We start from the raw sequence: 20,824 nt of genomic DNA, 5'->3' as shown, positions 1-20,824 counted from the left end.
TTTCGATAGGGTAAACGTTATGGACGGTACTACGCTGTTGCCGCTGATCGGGATACCGATCGTGGTTATTGGTTTTGCACTGCGCTTCAACCCGCTGCTGGTGGTCGTGGTGGCGGGGCTGGCGACGGGTCTGCTGGTCGGCATGGATTTCGGCATGCTGCTGGAGACCTTTGGCGAGAAGTTCGTCAATAGCCGATCGCTGGCCACCTTCATCCTGATCCTGCCGGTGATTGGTCTGCTGGAATATTACGGGCTAAAAGAGCGCGCCCAGGCCTGGGTGGCGAAGATCGCCAGTGCCACCGCAGCGCGTATTCTGATGCTCTATTTTGTCGCGCGGGAAGGCACCGCTGCGCTGGGCCTGATGTCGCTGGGCGGTCACGCGCAGACGGTGCGCCCGCTGCTGGCGCCGATGGCCGAAGGGGCGGCGCTGAACGAATATGGCGAGCTGCCGCAGCACATTCGCGACAAAATCAAAGCCCATGCCGCCGCGTGTGACAACATCGCGGTTTTCTTTGGGGAAGATATCTTTATTGCCTTTGGGGCGGTGCTGCTGATCGACGCGTTCCTGAAAGAGAATGGTATTCAGGGCATTGAACCGCTGCATATCGGCCTGTGGGCCATTCCCACCGCCATTGCGGCATTGATTATTCATATGACGCGCCTGCTGCGCCTCGATGCAAGTATCCGTCGCGACGTGATGGCCTGGCGTGCAGAGCAGGGTACGCAGGAGGCCACGCAATGATGACGCTTATCACCATTAACCGCGTGTACTACCTGATTGGCTTTGTCGTGATGCTGCTGGTTGTGATGACCCTGCGCGATCGCGCCAATCCAAAGCGCTTTACCACCGCGCTGTTCTGGTTCTTGTTTGGCGGGATCTTCCTGTTTGGCGATCTGATGGTTCAGGAACTCGGCAAATCGCTGGCGTACCGGATTATCGGCGGCGGCGTTATCGTTATCGCGCTGCTGGCGGGGTTTGGCCTCGTCGGGAAAGGGCACTATAAAATGTCGACCGAGGAGGAGCGCGTCGCGTCGTCAAACCGGCTTAAAAACTGGCTGTTCCTGCCCGCGCTGATGATCCCGGTGGTGACGGTGCTGGGCACGTTATTCCTGAAGGGCGTTTCGGTCGGCGGCGTGTTTCTGCTCGATCAGAAGCAGCTCACCCTGGCGGCGCTGTGCGTGGCCTGCGTCGCGGCGATACTTACCGGCTGGTGGCTGACCAAAGGCACACCGCTCCATGCCGTTCGTCAGTCCCGTCGTCTTGTCGATACCATCGGCTGGGCGGTGATCCTGCCGCAGATGCTGGCCATGCTCGGCGGCGTGTTCGTGGTGGCTAACACGGGCGACTCGGTACAGAAGGTGGTGAGCCTGTTTGTGAACCCGGACAGCCGCTTTATGCTGGTGGTGATTTACTGCGTGGGTATGGCGCTGTTTACCATGATTATGGGTAATGCCTTTGCGGCCTTCCCGGTGTTAAGTGCCGGTATCGCCTTGCCATTTCTGATCAACGTGCATCACGGCAACCCGGCGCCGCTGCTGGCGATTGGCATGTATGCAGGCTACTGCGGCACGCTGATGACGCCGATGGCCGCGAACTTCAATATCGTTCCCGCCGCGCTGCTGGAGCTGAAAGACAAATATCAGGTGATCAAGATCCAGATCCCGACCGCGTTAACCCTGCTGGTGGTGAACGTGTTCTTAATGTATTTCCTCGTGTTTCGCTAAGGAGCTGTCATGGAATTAACGCAACATCAGGCCGACGCGTTTGCCCGCATGCCTTTGACCTATTTGCGCCAGGAATACCCGAACCACATCATGCACCTGCTTAATGATGATGGTGACGTGCTGCCGCCTCGCGAACTGCACCCGATTTTCTACGGCTGTTTTGACTGGCATTCGGCGGTGCACGGCTACTGGCTGCTGCTGCGCTGCGTGCGCCTCTATCCAGAATTACCGTGTCGGGACGCGATCGTCGCGCTTTTTGACGAGCACATGACCGAAGAGAACGTGGTGAAGGAGCTGGCCTATTTTACCGCGCCGTTCCGCGCCTCGTTTGAGCGTCCGTATGGCTACGGCTGGCTGCTGGCGCTGGCCCAGGAGCTGAAACAGTCGTCGCTGCCGCAGGCCGCAGGCTGGTACCAGACGCTGGCGCCGCTCACCCAGGATATTCGCAACCGGCTGGTGGATTACCTCGGTAAGCTCACCTATCCGATCCGCGTCGGGACGCACTACAACACCGCGTTTGCCCTCGCGCTGGCGCTCGATTACGGTCGCGCAGTCGGAGACAAGGCGCTTGAACAGGCGATTGTGGCAGCGGCGGAGCGGTTTTATCTCGCCGACACGCGCTATCCGGCTCATTATGAGCCCGGCGGAGACGAGTATATTTCCGGCGCGCTGACGGAGGCGCTGCTGATGAGCAAGGTAACTGAAGACTTCCCGGCCTGGTTTGACGCGTTTCTGCCGGAGGTGGGCGCCGTTACGGCACTGATGAACCCGGCGGAAGTGAGCGATCGTACCGACCCGAAAATTGCCCATCTGGACGGATTAAACCTCAGCCGCGCGTGGTGTATGAAGCACATTGCGAAAGCGCTTCCAGCCAGCCACCCGGCGCAACCGGCATTGCGCGAGGCGGTGACGAAACATCTTGCCGCAAGTGTCGGGCATGTGGTCGGCAGCCACTATAGCGGCGGGCACTGGCTGGCGAGCTTTGCGCTACTGGCGCTGGAGTAAACAAACGCGCCGTCTTTCTTGCCGGGTGGCGCTGCGCTTACCCGGCCTACATTGTGCAACGCTTGCCTGTAGACCGCGCAGGGCGCAGCCTGCTCAGGCTGAATACCACCGAACCCGTCGAGGCGATGACGGCTAGCCACAGTGCAACCTGGATAGCATGTTGATGGTCCCATCCTGCCGCTGCTCCCAGCAGCACCCCCACCACGGCGGCGCCGAGACACTGACCGAATGTTCTGACGATCGACAACACGCCGGAGGCATAGCTGGCATATTCCCGCGCGACGTTAGCGAGCATTTCACGATTATTGGGACTCTGGAAGCAGCCAAATCCAATACCGCATACCAGACTGCGCAGACAGATATTCCACACGGAAGGATTCTCCGGCAACGTGGCCAGCAGGACCAACCCACCGACAAAAACGATCAGCCCGAGGGTCGAGATCAGCGGCGCGGAGATCGTATCCGCCCAGCGACCCGCGTGCGGCGCGATCAGCACGATGCCAATCGGCCACGGGGTAAAGAGCAGCGCCGACACCACCGGGCTGTAGCCATACACGCTCTGAAACAGGAACGGCAGCGCGACAAACGTGATCCCCTGGCTGACAAACGAGGCCAGCGAGGTCAGCGCGGCGAGGGTGAAGCGCCCGTTTTTGAACATCACCGGCGGCAGTAAAGGATGTTGCGCGCGCCGGATACGCCAGGTAAAGGCGAAGGCGCTGACCAGCGCGAGAACGCCCCAGAAGACGGCCTGCCGGTTAATGTGTTGCGTCACGTGCTGAAGGCTGTCGGCCATCATGATTGCGGAACCTAACAGGACGGCGGAGAGCACGGCGCCTGGCGCGTCAAAGGGAGTGCGGTCAACGGCCGATTCCCGCGGCAAGGCCCTCCATGCCAGCAGCAGGGCGATGCTGCCCGGAATAAGGTTAATGGCGAACAGCCATTGCCAGCTCAGGGCGTCCAGTATTGTTCCGCCGAGTACCGGGGCTATCGCCGTGCTGGAGGCGATAAGCAGGGCGTGCAGTCCCAGGATACGGCCCAGCAGTCGGCCCGGAAAAACGGACCGCAGGATCGCCGGGGCGATACTCAGGGTCGCCGCCCCGCCGATGCCCTGTAGAATTCGCATCCCGGTTAACATTTCCGGCGTTGTTGCCAGCGCGCAGCCCAGCGAGGTGAGCGTAAAGGTGGCAAGCCCGGCCAGAAAGATTGGGCGATAGCCCACACGGGCCGCCAGCGCCGCGAAGATGGCCAACGTCATCGCCGCTGACAGCAGATAACCGTTGGCGAACCAGACCGCTACGTTCGCGGGGACCTGCATCGCGCTTGCCATGGAGGGGAGCGCGATGTTGATCATGGTACCGTCAAAAACGCCCATCAGCGTGGTGGTCATAACGGCGGCCATCACCCTGGCGCGTTCATGCCCGGGTAAACCTTCATCGCCGGGCTGGTTTGAAAAGAGCGTCATCGTCGTTACTCCGAAAAAGAATCGTGATGACGAAACTATAATCATGCGGTATACAGGGCGGAAGACGCAGCATTTGCATTTAATCATTGCACGTAACGCCATATCTGAGGAGCCATCGTGTCCGATCCTGATTTTAACCTTCTGGTTGCGCTCGACGTTTTGCTGGCAGAAGCCAGCGTGGCGGGCGCGGCGCGACGTTTGAACCTGAGCACCTCCGCCATGAGCCGCACCCTGAGCCGGCTGCGGGAGGTGACCGGCGATCCGATCCTGGTGCGGGCCGGTCGTCACATGGTGCTGACGCCCTGGGCCGAAGCCACCCGGGACCGCGCCAGAAGCGCCGTGCACGAGGCGAGGGCGGTGCTGCAGCCCTCCACCGACGCGCTGAAGGTGGAAAGCCTCGAACGGCTGTTCACCATCCGGGCCAACGACGGTTTTGTGGTGGCGTTTGGGCCTCTGCTTATTGCTGCGGTGGCGAGCGTCGCGCCCGGGGTGTGCATCCGCTTCTCACCGAAACCGGAAAAAACGTCGCGCTACTTGCGGGAGGGACTTGTCGATCTGGAGATTGGCGTGCAGGGCAACATGGGGCCTGAAATACGGCTGCAAAGGCTTTTCCAGGATCGGTTTGTTGGCACGGTGCGCAAGGGGCATCCGCTGTCAGAGCAGCCGGAGGTCAGCCTGAGTGACTATGTCGCCTGGGGGCATGTGGTGGCCTCGCCGGACGGATCGCTGCACGGGTTTGTCGATGAGGCGCTGGCGGAGCGCGGGATGAAGCGCAAGGTCGCCAGCGTGGTGCCCGGCTTTCCGACGGCGTTATCCGTGGCGCTGGCGTCCGATCTGATTGCCATGGTGCCAGCGTTATACCTGCTCAATCAGGCGATGACCGAGCGCGTGCACGTTTTTGAACTGCCCTTTAAGACCCGCACTATTACGGTATCCCAGATGTGGCATCCGCGCATGGAACGGGACCCGGCGCATCGCTGGCTCAGGGAAAAGGTCCTTGAGGTGTGCCGCGCGGTTTACTGACGCTCAGAGCACTTTCCCCGGCACGGTGAGGATGAAGCGCGTCGACACCGCATCCGATTCCACGCGAACTTTTCCGTGGTGTGCGGTGACGATGGACTTCACGATGGCAAGCCCAATGCCGCTGCCTTCGCCTTTACGCTGCCTGGACGGATCGACGCGATAAAAACGGTCAAACAGCTTCGGCAAATGCGCCGGCGGGATCGGCGAACCGGGGTTTTCTGTCACCAGCTCAACGTCGTTATCCTGTTTTCGCAGTGAGACCGTCACCGTTTTGCCCGCTGGCGTATAGCGCAGGGCGTTAGATAACAGATTATTGATGGCCCTTCTGAACATCTGCGGATCGCCTTCTATCAGGCAGGGCATCCCGTTGAATGTCAGCGCGATGTGGCGTTCTTCCGCCCAGGCTTCGAAGAAATCAAACACCTTCATGACCTCGGCGCTTAAATCAAACATCACCCGATCCGGGATGAGCTGATTATTATCGGCCTGTGCCAGGAACAGCATGTCGCTGACCATGCGGGTCATCCGGTTGTACTCTTCCAGGCTGGAGTACAACACATCCTCCAGCTCCTTCGGAGAACGGTTCTGACTCAGCGCGATTTCGGTTTGCGTCACCAGGTTGGTGATAGGGGTTCTGATTTCGTGCGCGATATCGGCGGAAAAGTTAGCCTGACGGGTAAAAACATCTTCAATCTTCTCGATCATCTGGTTGAAGGAGATGACCAGTTGTTCCAGCTCAACGGGGACGCGGGACGGCTCCAGTCGTGCATCCAGGTTTTCGGAGGTGATGTTTTTAATGGCGTTGCTGACGTTACGCAGGGGCAAATGTCCCTGACGCACCGCGATGCGGATGACAAGAATAATCAGCAGGCTGATAACCGCGGCAATCGCCAGAAGGTTTTTTTTCAGCGCCTCAAGATAGTGAAGATGAAAATTAATGGAGAGCCCGATCAGCATGACGTAGTCCTGGGTTTTGCCCTGCAGCGTCGCCGTGCCTGAGGAGGCGATAATCCGGTACGTTTCCATTTTCATGTCGGACCCGGCATGCATGGGGTTGGCCGGGTCTTCTACCGTCCAGAGAAACACATCCTGTGCACGACGGTGTTCGCTAAAGTCCGCCGTCTTCATTGCCGGGCGCAATGCCGCCCCTTGCGTCGAGCTGAACAGGGTATTGCCCTGCGGATCCAGAAGCAGGACGGCCACGTTGCGGTAACTGGCGATCGACTCTTTGATCTTACTGATTTTCTTTTGGTCGGGATCGGCCGGTGAGTGCAGAATGCGGTGCATCGCGGTGCTGATCTGCTGAAGGTCGCTGATATCCTGCTCGGCAAAGTGCTTCTCAACGGAGTGCAGCATGAACCAGGTAAAGGCGAAGAAGGCCAGTATGGTGGAGAGGCTGATAAAAAAGGTCAGCCGCAGCGCAAGAGAGAACGGGCGTCGGAGGGGCTTAACGCGCATCCGGCACCTCCAGCATATAGCCCACGCCGCGCACCGTCTGGATCAGCTTCGGGTCAAAGTCATTATCGATCTTTGCGCGCAGCCGCTTTACCGCCACATCAATCGCGTTCGTGTCGCTGTCAAAGTTCATGTCCCATACCTGGGAGGCAATCAGGGAGCGGGGCAGCACTTCCCCCTGATGGCGCATGAAAAACTCCAGCAGGCTGAACTCCTTGCTGGTGAGCATAATCCGACTACCGGCCCGGCTGACTTTTCTCGACACGAGGTCAACCGTCAGGTCTGCTACCTGAAGCTGGCTTTCTGCGATCACCGTATTTCCGCGTCTTAACAGCGTCCTTACCCGGGCAAGCAGCTCGGCAAAGGCGAACGGCTTAATCAGATAATCATCTGCGCCCAGCTCAAGCCCTTTAACCCGGTGTTCAATCGTACCGAGAGCCGTCAGAAGCAGTATGGGCATCCCTTTGCCGGCAGAGCGGAGCATGCGGACAATATCCCAGCCGTTCACATCGGGCAGCATGATGTCGAGAATCAGCAGATCGTATTCAGCGGTCATGGCGAGATGGTAGCCGTTCAGGCCATTATCAGCGTGGTCCACGACAAACCCCGCTTCAGTGAGTCCCTTGCTGAGGTACTCACCGGTTTTCATTTCGTCTTCAACGATCAGTATTTTCATCTTGCTCCCCTGACTGGCTGCTGATGACATTCTATGGCGCCCGCCACCGTTCACAATGACTTACGTTAAAAATGACAACATTGTCATTATCCCGTCACCCGTCAAACAGGAAGCGTTCAGTAGAGTAGCCCTAAAAATACTCTGGACTTCATTTGAACCGTTATGTTCCTGATAAAACGACTTAGCATCAGTACGGTATTTATCCTGGCAGGCTGCGTCTCGCTGGCTCCCGACTATCAGCGCCCGGCGTCACCGGTCCCCCAGCAGTTTTCGCTTTCACGCAACGGCCTGACGCCCGCGGTGGCGGGGTATCAGGACACCGGCTGGCGCACCTTTTTTGTCGACCCGCAGGTAGCCGGGTTGATTACGGAAGCCCTGAACAATAATCGCGATATAAAAATGGCCGTCCTGAAGGTTGAAGAGGCGCGGGCGCAGTTCAACGTGACGGAGGCGGAGCGTTATCCGCAGCTGAATGGATCCGCAGGTATCACGTACCGCGGAGGACTGAAAAGTGACAAACCGACTTCGCAGCAGTACGACGCGGGTCTTGCGCTCAGTTACGAACTCGACTTTTTCGGCAGGCTGAAGAACATGAGTGAGGCTGATCGACAGAACTATTATGCCCAGGAAGAGGCCCGTCGCGCCGTGCATATCCTGCTCGTCTCTAACGTGTCGCAGAGCTATTTCAACCAGCAGCTGGCGTATAAACAGCTGCGTATCGCGCGGGAAACGCTGGAAAATTACCGGCAGTCTTATGCATTCGTTGAGCAACAGCTGGTGACGGGCAGCACTAACGTACTCGCGCTGGAGCAGGCCCGGGGACAGATCGAAAGCACGCAGGCAGAGATTGCCAAACGTGAGGGGGAGCTGGCGCAGGCCAATCATGCCCTGCAGCTGCTCCTCGGGACGTACCGTGCGCTGCCGGGCGACAGTGGAATGAACGCCAGCGATATTGCGCCGGTAAAACTCCCGCCTCATCTTTCCTCAGAGATACTGCTGCAGCGCCCGGATATTATGGAGGCGGAGTATCAGCTTAACGCGGCCGATGCGAATATCGGCGCCGCGCGTGCCGCCTTTTTCCCGTCGATTTCCCTGACCAGCGGGCTTTCAACTGGCAGCACGGAGTTGTCCAGCCTGTTCACAGCAGGCAGTGGGATGTGGAATTTTATTCCTAAAATCGAAATTCCCATTTTCAATGCGGGCAGGAATAAGGCCAACCTGAAACTGGCTGAAATTCGTCAGCAGCAGTCGGTCGTGAATTACGAACAAAAAATACAGGCCGCCTTCAAACAGGTCGCCGATGCGCTCGCGCTGCGGGACAGCATTAACCAGCAAATTGACGCTCAGCGTCGTTATCTTGATTCGCTCCAGATTACGCTCCAGCGTGCCAGAGGATTATATGCCAGTGGTGCAGTCAGTTATATCAACGTGCTGGACGCGGAACGTTCTCTTTTCTCCACCCGCCAGACCCTTCTCGACCTTATTTATGCCCGACAGGTTAATGAAATAACGCTCTTCACCGCCCTGGGCGGCGGTTGGGTCGAATAACTGTACTTAAAGAGGAAACTAAAAATGCGTAATTCACTTAAAGCCGTGGTATTCGGTGCGATCGTTGTGACGTTTTCTGCCGGCCTTCAGGCTGAGGTTCATCAGTACGAGGCGATGAGCGCCGCCCCTGAAGGGGCCGCAGAGCAGGTTATTACCGGGACCGGTATCGTGAAAGACATTGATCTCACGAATAAAAAAGTCACGATTTCTCATGAGGCCATCCCGGCGATTGGCTGGCCCGCGATGACCATGCGTTTCACCTTTATTGAGGCCGATGAGAGCATCAACGCCTTAAAGGTCGGCAGTCACGTTGATTTTTCATTTGTTCAGCAGGGCAATATCTCTTTACTAAAGAGCATTAAATAGCGAGAAACGGCATGGCCTCATTAAAAATAAAATACGCTGCCATGATAGTCAGCAGCCTTATTGCCGGAGGGCTGATATCCGTGACGGCATGGCAGACACTTTATTCATCTGAAAAAACAGCAAATAGCGTTGCGGAAAGAAAGGTCCTTTTCTGGTATGACCCGATGAAGCCTGACGTGAAATTCGACAAGCCCGGTAAATCACCGTTTATGGATATGGATCTGGTCCCGAAATATGCGGACGAAAATGACGATAAAAGCGGTGGCGGTATCCGTATCGATCCGACGCAGGTCCAGAATTTAGGATTAAAAACGCAAAAAGTGACGCGCGGAACGCTGAATTATGCCCAGACGATCCCGGCCAACGTCAGCTATAACGACTATCAGTTTGTCATTGTGCAGGCGCGTGCGGATGGGTTCGTTGAGAAAGTCTACCCGCTGACGATCGGCGATAAGGTGAAGAAAGGCACGCCGCTGATTGATATTACCATTCCGGACTGGGTCGAAGCGCAGAGCGAGTTCCTGCTGCTCTCCGGCACCGGCGGTACGCCCACGCAAATAAAAGGGGTTCTGGAACGGCTTAGGCTGGCGGGTATGCCAGATGAGGATATTCAGCGGCTGCGTGCGACCCGCACTATCCAGACCCGGTTTACCATCAGGGCGCCCATCGACGGGGTGATCACGGCATTTGACCTGCGCACCGGGATGAATATTTCGAAAGATAAGGTCGTGGCGCAAATTCAGGGAATGGATCCGGTCTGGATCGGCGCGGCGGTCCCAGAATCGATTGCGTATCTGCTGAAAGATACCTCGCAGTTTGCTGTTTCGGTACCGGCCTGGCCGGATAAATCCTTCCCGGTTGAAAAGTGGAGTCTTCTGCCGAGCGTGGATCAAACCACCCGTACGCTGCAGGTGCGCCTGCAGGTCTCCAACAAGGATGAGCTGCTGAAACCGGGCATGAATGCCTACCTGAAGCTGAATACCCAAAGTCAGGAAATGCTGCTGATTCCGTCTCAGGCCGTTATCGATACCGGCAAAGAGCAGCGCGTTATTACCGTTGACGCTAACGGGAATTTTGTACCGAAAAGGATCCACGTTCTGCATGAATCTCAGCAGCAGTCCGGCATTGGTAGCGGGCTGGAAGAAGGGGAGTCAGTCGTCGTCAGCGGTCTGTTCCTGATTGACTCGGAGGCCAATATTACCGGTGCGCTGGAGCGCATGCGCCACGCTGAAACCCCTGACGACGCCCATTCTGGCCATTAAGGAGACGATGATGATTGAATGGATTATCCGGCGGTCAGTGGCTAATCGTTTCCTGGTTATGATGGGGGCGCTGTTTCTCAGCGTCTGGGGAACATGGACCATCATCAACACCCCGGTTGATGCCTTGCCCGATCTGTCTGACGTTCAGGTGATTATCAAAACCAGCTATCCCGGCCAGGCCCCGCAGATTGTTGAAAACCAGGTGACCTATCCACTCACCACCACCATGCTGTCGGTTCCCGGCGCGAAGACCGTGCGCGGCTTTTCGCAGTTTGGTGATTCGTATGTCTATGTCATTTTTGAAGATGGCACTGATTTGTACTGGGCCCGTTCGCGCGTGCTGGAGTACCTGAACCAGGTTCAGGGCAAACTCCCTGCTGGCGTGAGTTCCGAGATCGGCCCGGATGCCACCGGCGTGGGCTGGATATTTGAATATGCGCTGGTGGATCGCAGCGGAAAACACGATCTCGCCGAGCTGCGCTCATTGCAGGACTGGTTCCTGAAGTTTGAGCTGAAAACGATCCCGAACGTGGCCGAAGTGGCCTCCGTCGGCGGCGTGGTGAAGCAGTATCAGATTCAGGTTGACCCGTTAAAGCTGGCACAGTATGGCGTCAGCCTGCCGGAGGTTAAGCAGGCCCTTGAGTCGTCTAACCAGGAAGCAGGGGGATCGTCCGTAGAAATCGCGGAAGCGGAATATATGGTTCGGGCCAGCGGCTATCTGCAGACCATCGATGATTTCAATCACATTGTCCTGAAAACCGGCGAGAACGGCGTACCGATCTATCTGCGTGACGTTGCCCGCGTACAAACAGGGCCGGAAATGCGCCGCGGTATTGCCGAGCTGAACGGGCAGGGTGAAGTGGCGGGCGGCGTGGTGATCCTGCGTTCGGGTAAAAACGCGCGCGAGGTCATCACGGCGGTGAAGGATAAGCTGGAGACGCTGAAGGCCAGCCTGCCGGAAGGCGTTGAGATTGTGACCACCTACGATCGCAGCCAGCTCATCGACCGGGCCATTGATAACCTGAGCGGCAAGCTTCTCGAAGAGTTTATTGTGGTGGCCATCGTATGCGCGCTGTTCCTCTGGCACATTCGCTCGGCGCTGGTGGCGATTATCTCTCTGCCGCTTGGCCTGTGTATTGCCTTCATCGTCATGCATTTCCAGGGGCTGAACGCCAATATTATGTCGCTCGGAGGCATTGCCATTGCCGTCGGTGCAATGGTGGATGCCGCCATCGTGATGATTGAAAATGCGCATAAACGGCTGGAAGAGTGGGATCACCAGCATCCGGGGGAACAGATTGACAACGCCACCCGTTGGCAGGTGATCACTAGTGCCTCCGTTGAGGTGGGGCCAGCCCTGTTTATCAGCCTGCTGATCATCACCTTGTCGTTCATTCCCATCTTTACCCTCGAGGGTCAGGAAGGGCGGCTGTTTGGTCCACTGGCCTTCACGAAAACGTACGCCATGGCGGGGGCGGCCGCGCTGGCCATCATCGTGATCCCCATTCTGATGGGATTCTGGATCCGGGGTAAAATCCCGGCCGAGACCCGTAACCCGCTGAACAGACTGTTGATTAATACCTATCATCCGCTTCTGATTCGAGTGCTCCACTGGCCTAAAACAACCCTGCTGGTTGCGGCATTATCCATCTTCACGGTGATCTGGCCCCTGAGCCAGGTGGGCGGCGAGTTTTTACCGAAGATCAACGAAGGCGATCTGCTGTATATGCCCTCGACATTGCCAGGCGTGTCTCCGGCAGAAGCGGCGGCGCTCCTGCAAACCACGGACAAACTCATCAAAACCGTGCCTGAGGTAGCGTCGGTGTTCGGTAAAACCGGTAAAGCCGAAACGGCCACGGATTCCGCGCCGCTCGAAATGGTCGAAACCACCATTCAGCTTAAGCCTGAGGATCAGTGGCGACCCGGCATGACGATTGACAAGATTGTTGACGAGCTCGATAAGACCGTTCGTTTGCCTGGCCTGGCGAATCTCTGGGTTCCGCCCATCCGCAACCGCATCGATATGCTTTCAACCGGGATTAAAAGCCCCATTGGTATCAAGGTTTCAGGTACCGTTCTGGCTGATATCGACGCCACGGCGCAGCGCATAGAGGCCGTCGCCAAAACGGTGCCAGGCGTGGTGTCTGCCCTCGCTGAACGTCTGGAAGGCGGGCGCTACATCGATGTTGATATCAACCGGGAGAAAGCCTCCCGCTATGGAATGACGGTGGGCGACGTGCAGCTGTTCGTCTCCTCGGCCATCGGCGGCGCGACGGTGGGGGAAACGGTGGAAGGCGTGGCCCGCTACCCGATTAATATTCGTTATCCTCAGGACTACCGGAACAGCCCGAACGCGTTGAGGCAGATGCCGATCCTGACGCCGATGAAACAGCAGATCACGCTGGGTGATGTGGCGGATATCAACGTGGTTTCCGGCCCCACGATGCTAAAAACGGAGAATGCCCGACCTGCAAGCTGGATTTATATCGATGCCCGCGGCAGGGATATGGTGTCCGTAGTGAACGACATTAAAACGGCCATCAGTCAGAACGTGAAGCTGAGGCCGGGTACCAGCGTGTCATTCTCCGGACAGTTTGAACTGCTTGAGCACGCTAACAAGAAACTGAAGCTGATGGTGCCGATGACGGTAATGATCATTTTCATTCTGCTCTATCTGGCGTTCCGTCGCGTGGACGAAGCGTTGCTGATCCTGATGAGCCTGCCGTTCGCGCTTGTCGGCGGGATATGGTTCCTCTACTGGCAAGGTTTTCATATGTCAGTTGCAACCGGCACCGGGTTTATCGCCCTGGCCGGGGTGGCGGCAGAATTTGGGGTGGTCATGCTGATGTATTTGCGTCATGCCGTTGAAGAACATCCGGCGTTGTCCCGCCAGGAAACGTTCACTGAACGAGGGCTTGATGAGGCGCTTTATCATGGTGCCGTGTTGCGCGTGCGGCCAAAGGCAATGACCGTCGCGGTGATCATCGCGGGTCTGCTGCCCATTCTCTGGGGGACCGGCGCAGGGTCAGAAGTTATGAGCCGGATAGCGGCCCCCATGATCGGCGGGATGATTACAGCACCGCTGCTATCGCTGTTTATTATTCCTGCGGCGTATAAGTTAATTTGGTTGCGCAGACATAAAAAGCCATAAAAAAACCCGCCGGTAGCGGCGGGTTTTTACGGGATGAATGCTTAGCGCGCCTTGCTGATCAGTTTGCGCCAGGCTCTGTTATGCAGAGTAAATAGCAGCATCTTATAAAAAGCGGTAGAGAGGATACAGCTGCCGCTAAGCCCCAGCATGACAGTACTCACCATCGCAGCGGTCAGACTGACGCCCGGAGCAGCGCTACCGCTCAGCGCGGCCAGCAGATAGGCTGCCGTTAATACCAGACTCATCACCGCCAGCGTAAGATGTAACCGCACGGCGCGCATGCTGCCTTTGCCAATCATAAACATCGTCACGCCGTTGATGCTTGCGAACAGGAGGGCGATCAGCACAACCCACACGAATACGCGTTCGGCTGGCTGGCCGAGTGCGGCGAGTACGCCATAGCCCAACCACAGCTGAGGAATCGCGAAGCTGACAATTACCCCGAGAGTGCTGATTGCCGCCGGAATACCCATGGTGTGTAGACCCACAGGTTTGCCCATTTCTTCAGCCAACTGAGTCTTTAGCTGTTGCAGCTGTGTCGGGGAGGTATTGCTTATGCTGGTAGCCACCTCGTTACAGTGTTGCAGGCGACGGGATGCTCTTCTAATTATTTGAATAATCAAAGTTTTGCCCCTCTCACTCCTTGAGTCCTGGATCAGGGTAGGGATTAAGCCCCTGGAGTGACAGAAATGTCACTCGCCAGTCATGCGATAAACAGCGGCCGGTTTTTATAATTCATTATAAAGAAGGCCACCAACTGTTGAGCACTTTAATTTCGGAGATACAACCATGAAAAAGTTCCTTTTATCTGTTATTGCCATCCTGGCGGTTTCTGCATCCAGCTGGGCTGCAGAGACAAACAACAACGAACAGGCAGCAATGTCTCATGACATGATGCAAAACAACACAGAAGCTGCACACCAGAGCATGGCTGACATGCATAAGGAGATGATCAAAAACGGTCCATGCAGTACTAACGAAACTGCGACGTCGTTTTCTGCGGTGAATGAACACGAGAAAGCGGCGATTGCACACGAGACGGCGAATAACGGCCAGTCTTCGGCTAGCCATCAGCAGCAGGCTGAACAGCATCGTCGCCAGATGACTGAGAATTAATCGGCTGCGAAGCCTCTCAGTGATTATTGACGTTACTCATACGCTCCTTAAAAAAAGGGGCGTTTGTTAGTGGGAAGGCCGGGTTATCACGTAGAGAATGGTTATTGGCATATCGTATTTAACTATTCTGGGTTTGAGGAATATACATAATTTACGACAGCACCAGAAACAGTATAACAAACTGTTTTAAATGCATATTAATCAAATGGCGATTCAAACTCACAGTTATGAACTCAGTTTTGGTTCATAACTGTGTTAAACGCTGTCCATAAATCACTCGATGTCACGCCTGTTGGTTCATGAACTGTTCGTTCTAATTTTGTGATGTGCGTCAGGTTTTAGTGTTCAGTAATATTACCTTTTACTCGATGATCGATTGTTTAGCACCTCTCCGACAACCGGAGCAGCAGTAAATGCGTTTGGCCAGCCAGCGTAGAACGCGGCCTGGGTAACGATCTCACCAGCTTCCTCAACAGAAAGTCCATTATCCATTGCTCTATTGAGGTGATAGCCAATCTGCGCGCTCTGTCCGGATGCGATTAACGCGCTGACCGTAATCATACTTCTGTCGCGGGGTTTCAGCGCGGGTCTTTGCCAGAGCTCCAGGAACAGTGGATCTGTAGTGAATTTAACCAGGCCCGGAGATATTGGGCCAACATTTTTTTCCACTGTCTCTGAACGCTGCTTTTCTGCTTCCTGATTGAGAGGAAGCAGGTCCGGAGAAGCTTCAGGAAGTACATCTGCCGTGACGCCACGAGTTTCAAATACTGCTTTGGTCACGCTGACGGCTGACATGGCATTTGACCAACCTGAGTAGAACGCCAGATGGGTAATGATTTCTGACAACTCCGCTGGCGTAACGCCGTCATCAAGGGCAATGTCTATATAGTGCTTAAGGTCGCCAGGCTGGTTTCTGGCAATTAGCATGGCGACGGTCACCATACTACGATCCCTGGGCGAGAGGGCATCGCGTGTCCACAGATCTTCAGTAATCGCTTCTCGACCAAAGCGCGCAAGAGCCGGTGAGACGGAACGAATATCAGCTTCAGAAATCGCTGAAGGTTCAATTTTCATCATCGCTTTACCTTTTGTTTCCTCAGCAGTAGCAAAATTAGAAATAACAAGCGACATGGCCGCCGCTGCAATTACGCTTTTCATGTTAATCCTCACTGGTCAACGGTGCGGATCCTGTTTGATTCCGCCTTTGTTACGAAGAAATACCGGTTTTACCGGGATAGCGTCCTTACTGGCGCTCATATGCGCCGTTTGCCTGAGATAGTCACGGAAGTGTGGCGTTTGTCGGTGCAGTTGATACGCTTCCTCACTGGCGTAAATCTCATAGAAATACCAGCGGTTCGGAGTCTGTGAATCTGTAGCGGCATACATCGCTAATACGCCTTTCTCTACTTTGAGCGATTCCGCCATTTCGGGCAGGACGATGTTTTTAAACTCGGTCTGAAATTCAGGCTTTACCTCGACGATCACCAGATTATTAATGGTTCGCTCATCCGGTATGATGTGTTTGTCCACCAGAAATTGGGGCTCCAGGGTGATTTTATTTTTCCGATTGATAATGTCAGGTGCCCGGGCAGCGAATGCCTTATATGGTTCGGCATTCAGATGTTTGCGGTAAGTACTTTCGTTTTCATAAAGTTCGACCATGAATGCCTGACGTGGATTGTCGCTGCGGTGCAGGGCGTACATCGCCAGCGTACCTGCTTCATGATCAACCGAAGCGGAAATCGTCTGTCTGGCTACGTCTGCAAAATCTTTGTCCCGATCGTGCCTGACGCCGAGCTCAAAGATATTCATCACTCGCTTATCCGGCGCGTCCAGTTTTGTTGCAAAGACAGGGCTGCTTATGAGCATACAAATTAAAAGCATAAGGGGCTTTTTCACGATGATCCTTTTACTGAAATTACTGTTTGCTACCGCGTCCAGACCTGATTAACGTCTTTCGTTTGCGGCGTGTTTTGCGCCATGATCCCCGTCAGAACATGCGGCTGGTAGGTTTCTTCCAGAAACCGGATTTCCTCCGGGCTCAGTAATTGAGCAGCTCGACAAGCCTTGAAGCGTGTTCCCGGGCAAGCGTTTTTTGCTGCGCGATTTTGTCGGCATCCCGGTCGGCATAGCTGATACCGCAGGTATAAACCGGTGCCAGCAGCTCAAGATTGCACAGTTTTGCCGTGGTCTCGAACGGAATAAGATACTCTTCAATGGCATGGCCAAAGAAACCGTCAGCGGTATAGAGCGCCTGTGGCGCCCCTGTAGTGAAGGAGAGGAGCAGCTTTTTACCGCCCAGTTTCGCTGTTGAGCCATGCGCGAAGCCGTGGACAAAGACCTCGTCCAGCCATTGTTTCATTAACCCGGGCAGCCCATACCAGGAAAAAGGAAACTGCCAGACAATCACATCGGCCCTGAGCAGGCTTTCCTGCTCCGCAGCGATATTGAATTTGCCGTCCGGATAGAGCCAGTCCAGACGACGAATTTCAGCATCGGGAAGGGCGGTCGCCACTTCATCAAGGATCGTGGCATTGGCGACGGAATGGGTAAGCTCAGGATGGCCTGAAACAATAAGGATATTTTTCATTTCAATGAGTTAAATATATTTGATGAATGTTTAACCCAGTATAGAGTGACACCATTATTTTTTTTAGAGCAGTAAAGACTCATTCACTTTTAGACAAAAACTAATAATGGTCGACTGTTCTCATTGTACCGGTCATCACGAACCCGTGAACTACGCCGTGATGCCCAGTAAACGTTCTGCATTGCGAAATGCGATGGCCTCTTTTTCAGCCTTGTTGACGGGCAGACTGTCGATAAAGGTTTTTACACCGTCCAGGGTCTGATAGGGATAATCGACGGAGAACAGGATCCTTTCTGCCCCCATTAACGCGTAGATAAACTGGAATTGCGGCAGCGACAGCATACCTGACGGGGTAACGTAAACGTGCTCCTGGAAGGTTCTCGTTAGCGTGCGTGACAGACCCGTTGCAGCCAGTGGAAGGCTGTCATCAAGACGCTGCAGCCAGAAGGGCAGCATCTCTCCCCAGTGGCCACTGATTACCTGCAAGTGGGGATATTTATCAAATACGCCCGATAACATCAGCCGTAACAAATGGATCCCGGCTTCGTGATGCCAGCCCCACCCAAACATAGAGAGCCGGGCGTTGACCTCTGCGCTGAAGCCCGTGAAGTAGGCCTGTTGGACGCTTTTAAACGGTAATCCGGGATGAAGATAGAGTGGCACATTCAGTTTATTAAAGCGGGAAAGCAGGGAGTCATAGTCAGGATTATCGAGAAAGCATGAAGAGGGTCGGCCATTCAGAAGTGCCCCCTTAAACCCCAGTTCTTCAACTGCGCGGACAAGCTCTTTTTCAGCCTCTTCCGGCTGTGCCCAGGGAAGAGTGGCAAATGCCGCGAAGCGATCCGGATGATTTCTTACCGCCCCGGCAAGGCGGTCGTTTGCCGCCGTATTTAATGTTACCGCTTCATCCTTAGGTGCCAGCTGGGGGAATCCGCCCACAGAAAGGATCTGAAGGGTAATTCCAGCCTCATCCATATCCCTGAGGCGGCGGCTTCCCAAATCAGCGCCTTTCGCGTTTATCAGCGCATTCTTTTCTATCTGCGGCCGGCTTCGGTCAGGATTATGACCATCAGCGACGGTTTTCCCCCAGTCGCCAAGGAAAGGCGCCTGCTCAAGCGCAACAGGCATACACGCTCGGCCTAACTCGCTGTCGAGATAATGTTCTTCAAGGCAAATGATTATCATATTCTCACCCTTCATACAAAGCAGTAAAGTGATACAGATTAGAATCACCCGGAACAGCCCGTTCGTGTGTGTCATTCATGACAGTCTGTTCCGGACGGGCTTTACACCATCGGTTTTTCCCAGGCGCCTCGTGTATCCACTCTGGTCTCTGCGGCGAGTTGTTCCAGCAGGATGATTTCCTCATCGCGTAACTGGATGTCTGAAGCGCAGGCGGCGTCCAGAACGTGATGGACTTTAGTCGCACCAACGAGGGGAAGGGTACCTTTCGCAATAGCCCATGCGATGGCTATCTGTGCCACGCTGGCATTCCTTTCGGCTCCCATTTTTTTCATGGCGGCGGTTAATCTTTCAATCTGCGGCAGTACCGCGTTATAACTTTCGGCCCGGTCACTCCCGGCAGGCATGGGATGATTTGAATCATAACGGCCACTGAGCGCGCCTTGCTCCAGGACCATGTAAGCAAAGAACTCGATGTTATTTTGTCGGCAATAATCAAGGATCCCGGCCTCTTCAGAAGCGCGATAGAGCAGGCTGTAGTGATTTTGTACTGCACTGAGGGAATAACCGGAAGCGTTAAGGATTTCATTGGCGCGTCTGATTTGTGCCAGATTGTGGTTGGAAACACCTACGCGTTTGACCTTACCGCTTTGTAAAAGTGGGATCAGTTCTGGCGTCCATTTCTCAACGTCGAGGGGATTATGGATCCAGTAGATATCAATCGCGTCCACACCCAGACGCCCAAGGCTGGCCTCAAGCATATCGCTGACAGGCTGCGCTGACTGTTCGTTCGCAATCTGCGGTGTAAATTTGGTGGATAAAGTCATATCCTCGCGGGGGAACTGACGGACTAATGCTCCCAGCGCTGCCTCGGAACTCCCCAAGCCATATACTGCTGCGGTATCCCAGAGATTGAGGCCCTTACTCATGGCCGTGATGAACACGTCTGCCATCTGAGTATCAGAAAGATGATTGCCGAAGACGGTGTCGCCACCGGCGAAGCCAGTGCCCCAGGACCATGTGCCCAGCGCGACGGAAGGTAGTGTTTTCATATTCAGCTCCTGTAAAAAGGCCGGAACGTTGCTGACGTAAACCGGCCAAAGAGGATGAGTAACGGTGAAAAAGAGATGAATGGATTAAGCTGACTGGCGGAGGGCATTTAACAGCGCCACACCGACACCGTGCGCTGAAGCGGGATTCTGCCCCGTGATAAGGCGACCGTCAGTAACCACATTTTCAGACCAGTTCGGGGCTTCATGATGAAGCGCGCCATGCTCGCGAAGTGCAGTCTCAAGCAGGAAGGGAACCACATCTGTAGTGTGAACTTCTTCCTCTTCCTTGTTGGTAAAGGCCGCCACGTTTTTGCCTTTCACCAGGTATTCGCCGCTACTGAGCTTTGCGTCAACCAGTGCCGCAGGTCCGTGGCAGACGGCTGAGACAATGCCATCACTTTCATATACTTCGCGGATAATACGCTGGGCATCCTGGCTGTCGCGGAAATCCCACATGGTTCCATGGCCGCCTGCAAAGAAAACGGCGCTGTAATCGGTACCGTTTAGCTCGGATAACGCTGGTGTTGTTGCCAGGCGCTGCTGAAAATCGGTTTCGTTCCAGTACCAGGCATTGACAGGATCACTGAGGTCAAATCCATCCACCGGCGGCTGTCCCCCGCGAATGCTGGCGATCATCGTTTTTAGTCCGGCATCTTCCAGTACTTTCAGCGGATGGGTCAGCTCGGCCAGGAAAAAACCGGTTGGTACACCGGATGCACCTTTAATCGGATGGCTGGAAACGACACACAGCACGGGTTTATCTGCAGGTTTCATATCGGGCCTCACTCTTTATTTTTAAATTCAGCGGCAAAGAGATTTTCCCAGTTAATAAAGGAGCCAAGCGGAATGCACTCAAAGCTTAATAAGCCAGCTTTTGCCAGCGGGAATTCGGCCATTACGTTCATCGCTTCATCGACAGAGTCACATTCAAGAAAAATAGCGACGCCAGGTCTGTCCTGACGGAAGTAGATGTCGCGGATGAAGCCGGATTTATACAATCCCCAGGCGTGCAGCGCTTCAGCGTTAAGGTGTGGAGCATATTTTTCCAGCAATGCTCCAGGTGCGGGGATATCCAGACATAAAATTCGCATCATAGTCTCCTGAACTCAGGTCGTTGTAGAAAGAGATAAAAGTATAAGAGGCGAATTTCACGAAGATTAGAGGAGCATTGACTTAAGCATCTTTAGACTGTACTTAATAATCAGGCGGAG

General features: G+C 55.0%; 20 protein-coding genes and 1 pseudogene. 9 read left to right on the top strand and 12 right to left on the bottom strand.

Annotated elements, in window-relative coordinates:
* Positions 1 to 19: 19 nt before the first annotated feature.
* From LJA86_RS07050 to LJA86_RS07040, 3 genes are read left to right on the top strand one after another with little or no spacing between them, the layout of a single operon-like run.
* Positions 20 to 742: a DUF969 domain-containing protein gene (locus tag LJA86_RS07050; protein ID WP_229225887.1), complete on the top strand. Its 723-nt coding sequence runs from the start codon at positions 20 to 22 to the stop codon at positions 740 to 742.
* Positions 739 to 1,725, top strand: coding sequence for a DUF979 domain-containing protein (locus LJA86_RS07045; protein WP_023344166.1), 987 nt, complete (start codon positions 739 to 741; stop codon positions 1,723 to 1,725). Before LJA86_RS07050 ends, LJA86_RS07045 begins: the two co-directional genes overlap by 4 nt.
* A 9-nt stretch (positions 1,726 to 1,734) precedes the next feature.
* Positions 1,735 to 2,730 (top strand): DUF2891 domain-containing protein, encoded by a 996-nt coding sequence (locus LJA86_RS07040; protein ID WP_229225886.1) that lies wholly within the window; start codon positions 1,735 to 1,737, stop codon positions 2,728 to 2,730.
* Between the two features lie 46 nt (positions 2,731 to 2,776).
* On the opposite strand, the gene LJA86_RS07035 is transcribed toward LJA86_RS07040, so the two are convergent.
* Positions 2,777 to 4,192 (bottom strand): MFS transporter, encoded by a 1,416-nt coding sequence (locus LJA86_RS07035; RefSeq protein WP_229225885.1) that lies wholly within the window; start codon positions 4,190 to 4,192, stop codon positions 2,777 to 2,779.
* Positions 4,193 to 4,309: 117 nt separating this feature from the next.
* Between LJA86_RS07035 and LJA86_RS07030 the strand changes: the two genes are divergently transcribed.
* On the top strand, positions 4,310 to 5,215 hold the full coding sequence (locus LJA86_RS07030; RefSeq protein WP_126533865.1) for a LysR family transcriptional regulator: 906 nt from the start codon (positions 4,310 to 4,312) through the stop codon (positions 5,213 to 5,215).
* Positions 5,216 to 5,218: 3 nt separating this feature from the next.
* Here the strand turns inward: LJA86_RS07030 and LJA86_RS07025 are convergent, their stop codons facing one another.
* Both LJA86_RS07025 and LJA86_RS07020 read right to left on the bottom strand, forming a co-directional pair.
* Positions 5,219 to 6,673, bottom strand: coding sequence for a Cu(+)/Ag(+) sensor histidine kinase (locus LJA86_RS07025; protein WP_111966649.1), 1,455 nt, complete (start codon positions 6,671 to 6,673; stop codon positions 5,219 to 5,221).
* Positions 6,663 to 7,346: a copper/silver response regulator transcription factor gene (locus LJA86_RS07020; RefSeq protein ID WP_126533867.1), complete on the bottom strand. Its 684-nt coding sequence runs from the start codon at positions 7,344 to 7,346 to the stop codon at positions 6,663 to 6,665. The genes LJA86_RS07025 and LJA86_RS07020 overlap by 11 nt, the downstream gene beginning before the upstream one ends.
* A 162-nt stretch (positions 7,347 to 7,508) precedes the next feature.
* Here LJA86_RS07020 and LJA86_RS07015 point away from each other — a divergent pair, with 162 nt between their 5' ends.
* The 4 genes from LJA86_RS07015 to silA are packed head-to-tail and all read left to right on the top strand — an operon-like array spanning position 7,509 to position 13,673.
* Positions 7,509 to 8,894, top strand: a complete 1,386-nt coding sequence (locus LJA86_RS07015; RefSeq protein ID WP_126533868.1) for an efflux transporter outer membrane subunit — start codon at positions 7,509 to 7,511, stop codon at positions 8,892 to 8,894.
* Between the two features lie 24 nt (positions 8,895 to 8,918).
* Positions 8,919 to 9,260 (top strand): cation efflux system protein CusF, encoded by a 342-nt coding sequence (gene cusF, locus LJA86_RS07010; RefSeq protein WP_229225884.1) that lies wholly within the window; start codon positions 8,919 to 8,921, stop codon positions 9,258 to 9,260.
* 11 nt (positions 9,261 to 9,271) lie between these two features.
* Positions 9,272 to 10,522, top strand: a complete 1,251-nt coding sequence (locus LJA86_RS07005) for an efflux RND transporter periplasmic adaptor subunit (protein WP_069719217.1) — start codon at positions 9,272 to 9,274, stop codon at positions 10,520 to 10,522.
* Between the two features lie 10 nt (positions 10,523 to 10,532).
* Entirely contained in the window at positions 10,533 to 13,673 is a 3,141-nt protein-coding gene (silA, locus tag LJA86_RS07000; RefSeq protein WP_229226253.1) for a Cu(+)/Ag(+) efflux RND transporter permease subunit SilA, read from the top strand.
* Positions 13,674 to 13,714: 41 nt separating this feature from the next.
* On the opposite strand, the gene LJA86_RS06995 is transcribed toward silA, so the two are convergent.
* Positions 13,715 to 14,161 carry a hypothetical protein gene (locus LJA86_RS06995; RefSeq protein WP_229225883.1) on the bottom strand — a complete coding sequence of 149 codons (447 nt, stop codon included), beginning with the start codon at positions 14,159 to 14,161 and terminating at the stop codon, positions 13,715 to 13,717.
* 301 nt (positions 14,162 to 14,462) lie between these two features.
* Between LJA86_RS06995 and LJA86_RS06990 the strand changes: the two genes are divergently transcribed.
* Positions 14,463 to 14,789 carry a Silver-binding protein gene (locus LJA86_RS06990; RefSeq protein ID WP_229225882.1) on the top strand — a complete coding sequence of 109 codons (327 nt, stop codon included), beginning with the start codon at positions 14,463 to 14,465 and terminating at the stop codon, positions 14,787 to 14,789.
* 354 nt (positions 14,790 to 15,143) lie between these two features.
* Here the strand turns inward: LJA86_RS06990 and LJA86_RS06985 are convergent, their stop codons facing one another.
* From LJA86_RS06985 to LJA86_RS06950, 8 genes and pseudogenes are all read right to left on the bottom strand, one after another.
* Positions 15,144 to 15,947, bottom strand: coding sequence for a carboxymuconolactone decarboxylase family protein (locus LJA86_RS06985; protein ID WP_229225881.1), 804 nt, complete (start codon positions 15,945 to 15,947; stop codon positions 15,144 to 15,146).
* A 15-nt stretch (positions 15,948 to 15,962) separates the two neighbouring features.
* On the bottom strand, positions 15,963 to 16,658 hold the full coding sequence (locus LJA86_RS06980; RefSeq protein WP_229226252.1) for a putative quinol monooxygenase: 696 nt from the start codon (positions 16,656 to 16,658) through the stop codon (positions 15,963 to 15,965).
* Positions 16,659 to 16,717: 59 nt separating this feature from the next.
* A pseudogene (locus LJA86_RS06975) lies at positions 16,718 to 16,834 on the bottom strand (aldo/keto reductase); the annotation flags it as partial.
* A complete protein-coding gene (locus LJA86_RS06970; protein WP_229225880.1) occupies positions 16,831 to 17,379 on the bottom strand; it encodes an NAD(P)H-dependent oxidoreductase in 549 nt (182 codons plus the stop codon). The pseudogene LJA86_RS06975 and the gene LJA86_RS06970, both read right to left, overlap by 4 nt.
* 150 nt (positions 17,380 to 17,529) lie before the next feature.
* The gene (locus LJA86_RS06965; protein ID WP_196352384.1) at positions 17,530 to 18,564 is read right to left on the bottom strand and encodes an amidohydrolase family protein; all 1,035 of its coding nucleotides are present in this window, start codon (positions 18,562 to 18,564) and stop codon (positions 17,530 to 17,532) included.
* 101 nt (positions 18,565 to 18,665) lie between these two features.
* Positions 18,666 to 19,613, bottom strand: coding sequence for an aldo/keto reductase (locus LJA86_RS06960; protein WP_229225878.1), 948 nt, complete (start codon positions 19,611 to 19,613; stop codon positions 18,666 to 18,668).
* 84 nt (positions 19,614 to 19,697) lie between these two features.
* Positions 19,698 to 20,387 carry a type 1 glutamine amidotransferase domain-containing protein gene (locus LJA86_RS06955; protein ID WP_229225877.1) on the bottom strand — a complete coding sequence of 230 codons (690 nt, stop codon included), beginning with the start codon at positions 20,385 to 20,387 and terminating at the stop codon, positions 19,698 to 19,700.
* Between the two features lie 8 nt (positions 20,388 to 20,395).
* Entirely contained in the window at positions 20,396 to 20,704 is a 309-nt protein-coding gene (locus LJA86_RS06950) for a superoxide dismutase (protein ID WP_229226251.1), read from the bottom strand.
* Between the last annotated feature and the right edge of the window lie 120 nt (positions 20,705 to 20,824).

It is taken from the genome of Enterobacter sp. TCD1-1 (genome assembly GCF_020567405.1).
GTDB classification, from domain to species: Bacteria; Pseudomonadota; Gammaproteobacteria; order Enterobacterales; family Enterobacteriaceae; genus Enterobacter; species Enterobacter quasiroggenkampii.
The sequence above is the reverse complement of the archived record's forward strand: the minus strand, read 5'-3'. Positions and strand labels throughout refer to the sequence as shown.

Excerpts from the sequence above, each read along its gene's own strand:
- LJA86_RS07050 (WP_229225887.1), top strand. The coding sequence starts at position 20 with ATGGACGGTACTACGCTGTTGCCGCTGATCGGGATACCGATCGTGGTT.
- LJA86_RS07005 (WP_069719217.1), top strand. The coding sequence starts at position 9,272 with ATGGCCTCATTAAAAATAAAATACGCTGCCATGATAGTCAGCAGCCTT.
- LJA86_RS06970 (WP_229225880.1), bottom strand. The coding sequence starts at position 17,379 with ATGAAAAATATCCTTATTGTTTCAGGCCATCCTGAGCTTACCCATTCC.
- LJA86_RS06990 (WP_229225882.1), top strand. The coding sequence starts at position 14,463 with ATGAAAAAGTTCCTTTTATCTGTTATTGCCATCCTGGCGGTTTCTGCA.
- LJA86_RS06965 (WP_196352384.1), bottom strand. The coding sequence starts at position 18,564 with ATGATAATCATTTGCCTTGAAGAACATTATCTCGACAGCGAGTTAGGC.
- LJA86_RS07025 (WP_111966649.1), bottom strand. The coding sequence starts at position 6,673 with ATGCGCGTTAAGCCCCTCCGACGCCCGTTCTCTCTTGCGCTGCGGCTG.
- LJA86_RS07040 (WP_229225886.1), top strand. The coding sequence starts at position 1,735 with ATGGAATTAACGCAACATCAGGCCGACGCGTTTGCCCGCATGCCTTTG.
- LJA86_RS06950 (WP_229226251.1), bottom strand. The coding sequence starts at position 20,704 with ATGCGAATTTTATGTCTGGATATCCCCGCACCTGGAGCATTGCTGGAA.
- LJA86_RS06985 (WP_229225881.1), bottom strand. The coding sequence starts at position 15,947 with ATGAAAAGCGTAATTGCAGCGGCGGCCATGTCGCTTGTTATTTCTAAT.
- LJA86_RS06955 (WP_229225877.1), bottom strand. The coding sequence starts at position 20,387 with ATGAAACCTGCAGATAAACCCGTGCTGTGTGTCGTTTCCAGCCATCCG.
- LJA86_RS06960 (WP_229225878.1), bottom strand. The coding sequence starts at position 19,613 with ATGAAAACACTACCTTCCGTCGCGCTGGGCACATGGTCCTGGGGCACT.
- LJA86_RS07045 (WP_023344166.1), top strand. The coding sequence starts at position 739 with ATGATGACGCTTATCACCATTAACCGCGTGTACTACCTGATTGGCTTT.
- cusF (WP_229225884.1), top strand. The coding sequence starts at position 8,919 with ATGCGTAATTCACTTAAAGCCGTGGTATTCGGTGCGATCGTTGTGACG.
- LJA86_RS07015 (WP_126533868.1), top strand. The coding sequence starts at position 7,509 with ATGTTCCTGATAAAACGACTTAGCATCAGTACGGTATTTATCCTGGCA.
- LJA86_RS06980 (WP_229226252.1), bottom strand. The coding sequence starts at position 16,658 with ATGCTCATAAGCAGCCCTGTCTTTGCAACAAAACTGGACGCGCCGGAT.
- LJA86_RS07035 (WP_229225885.1), bottom strand. The coding sequence starts at position 4,192 with ATGACGCTCTTTTCAAACCAGCCCGGCGATGAAGGTTTACCCGGGCAT.
- silA (WP_229226253.1), top strand. The coding sequence starts at position 10,533 with ATGATTGAATGGATTATCCGGCGGTCAGTGGCTAATCGTTTCCTGGTT.
- LJA86_RS07020 (WP_126533867.1), bottom strand. The coding sequence starts at position 7,346 with ATGAAAATACTGATCGTTGAAGACGAAATGAAAACCGGTGAGTACCTC.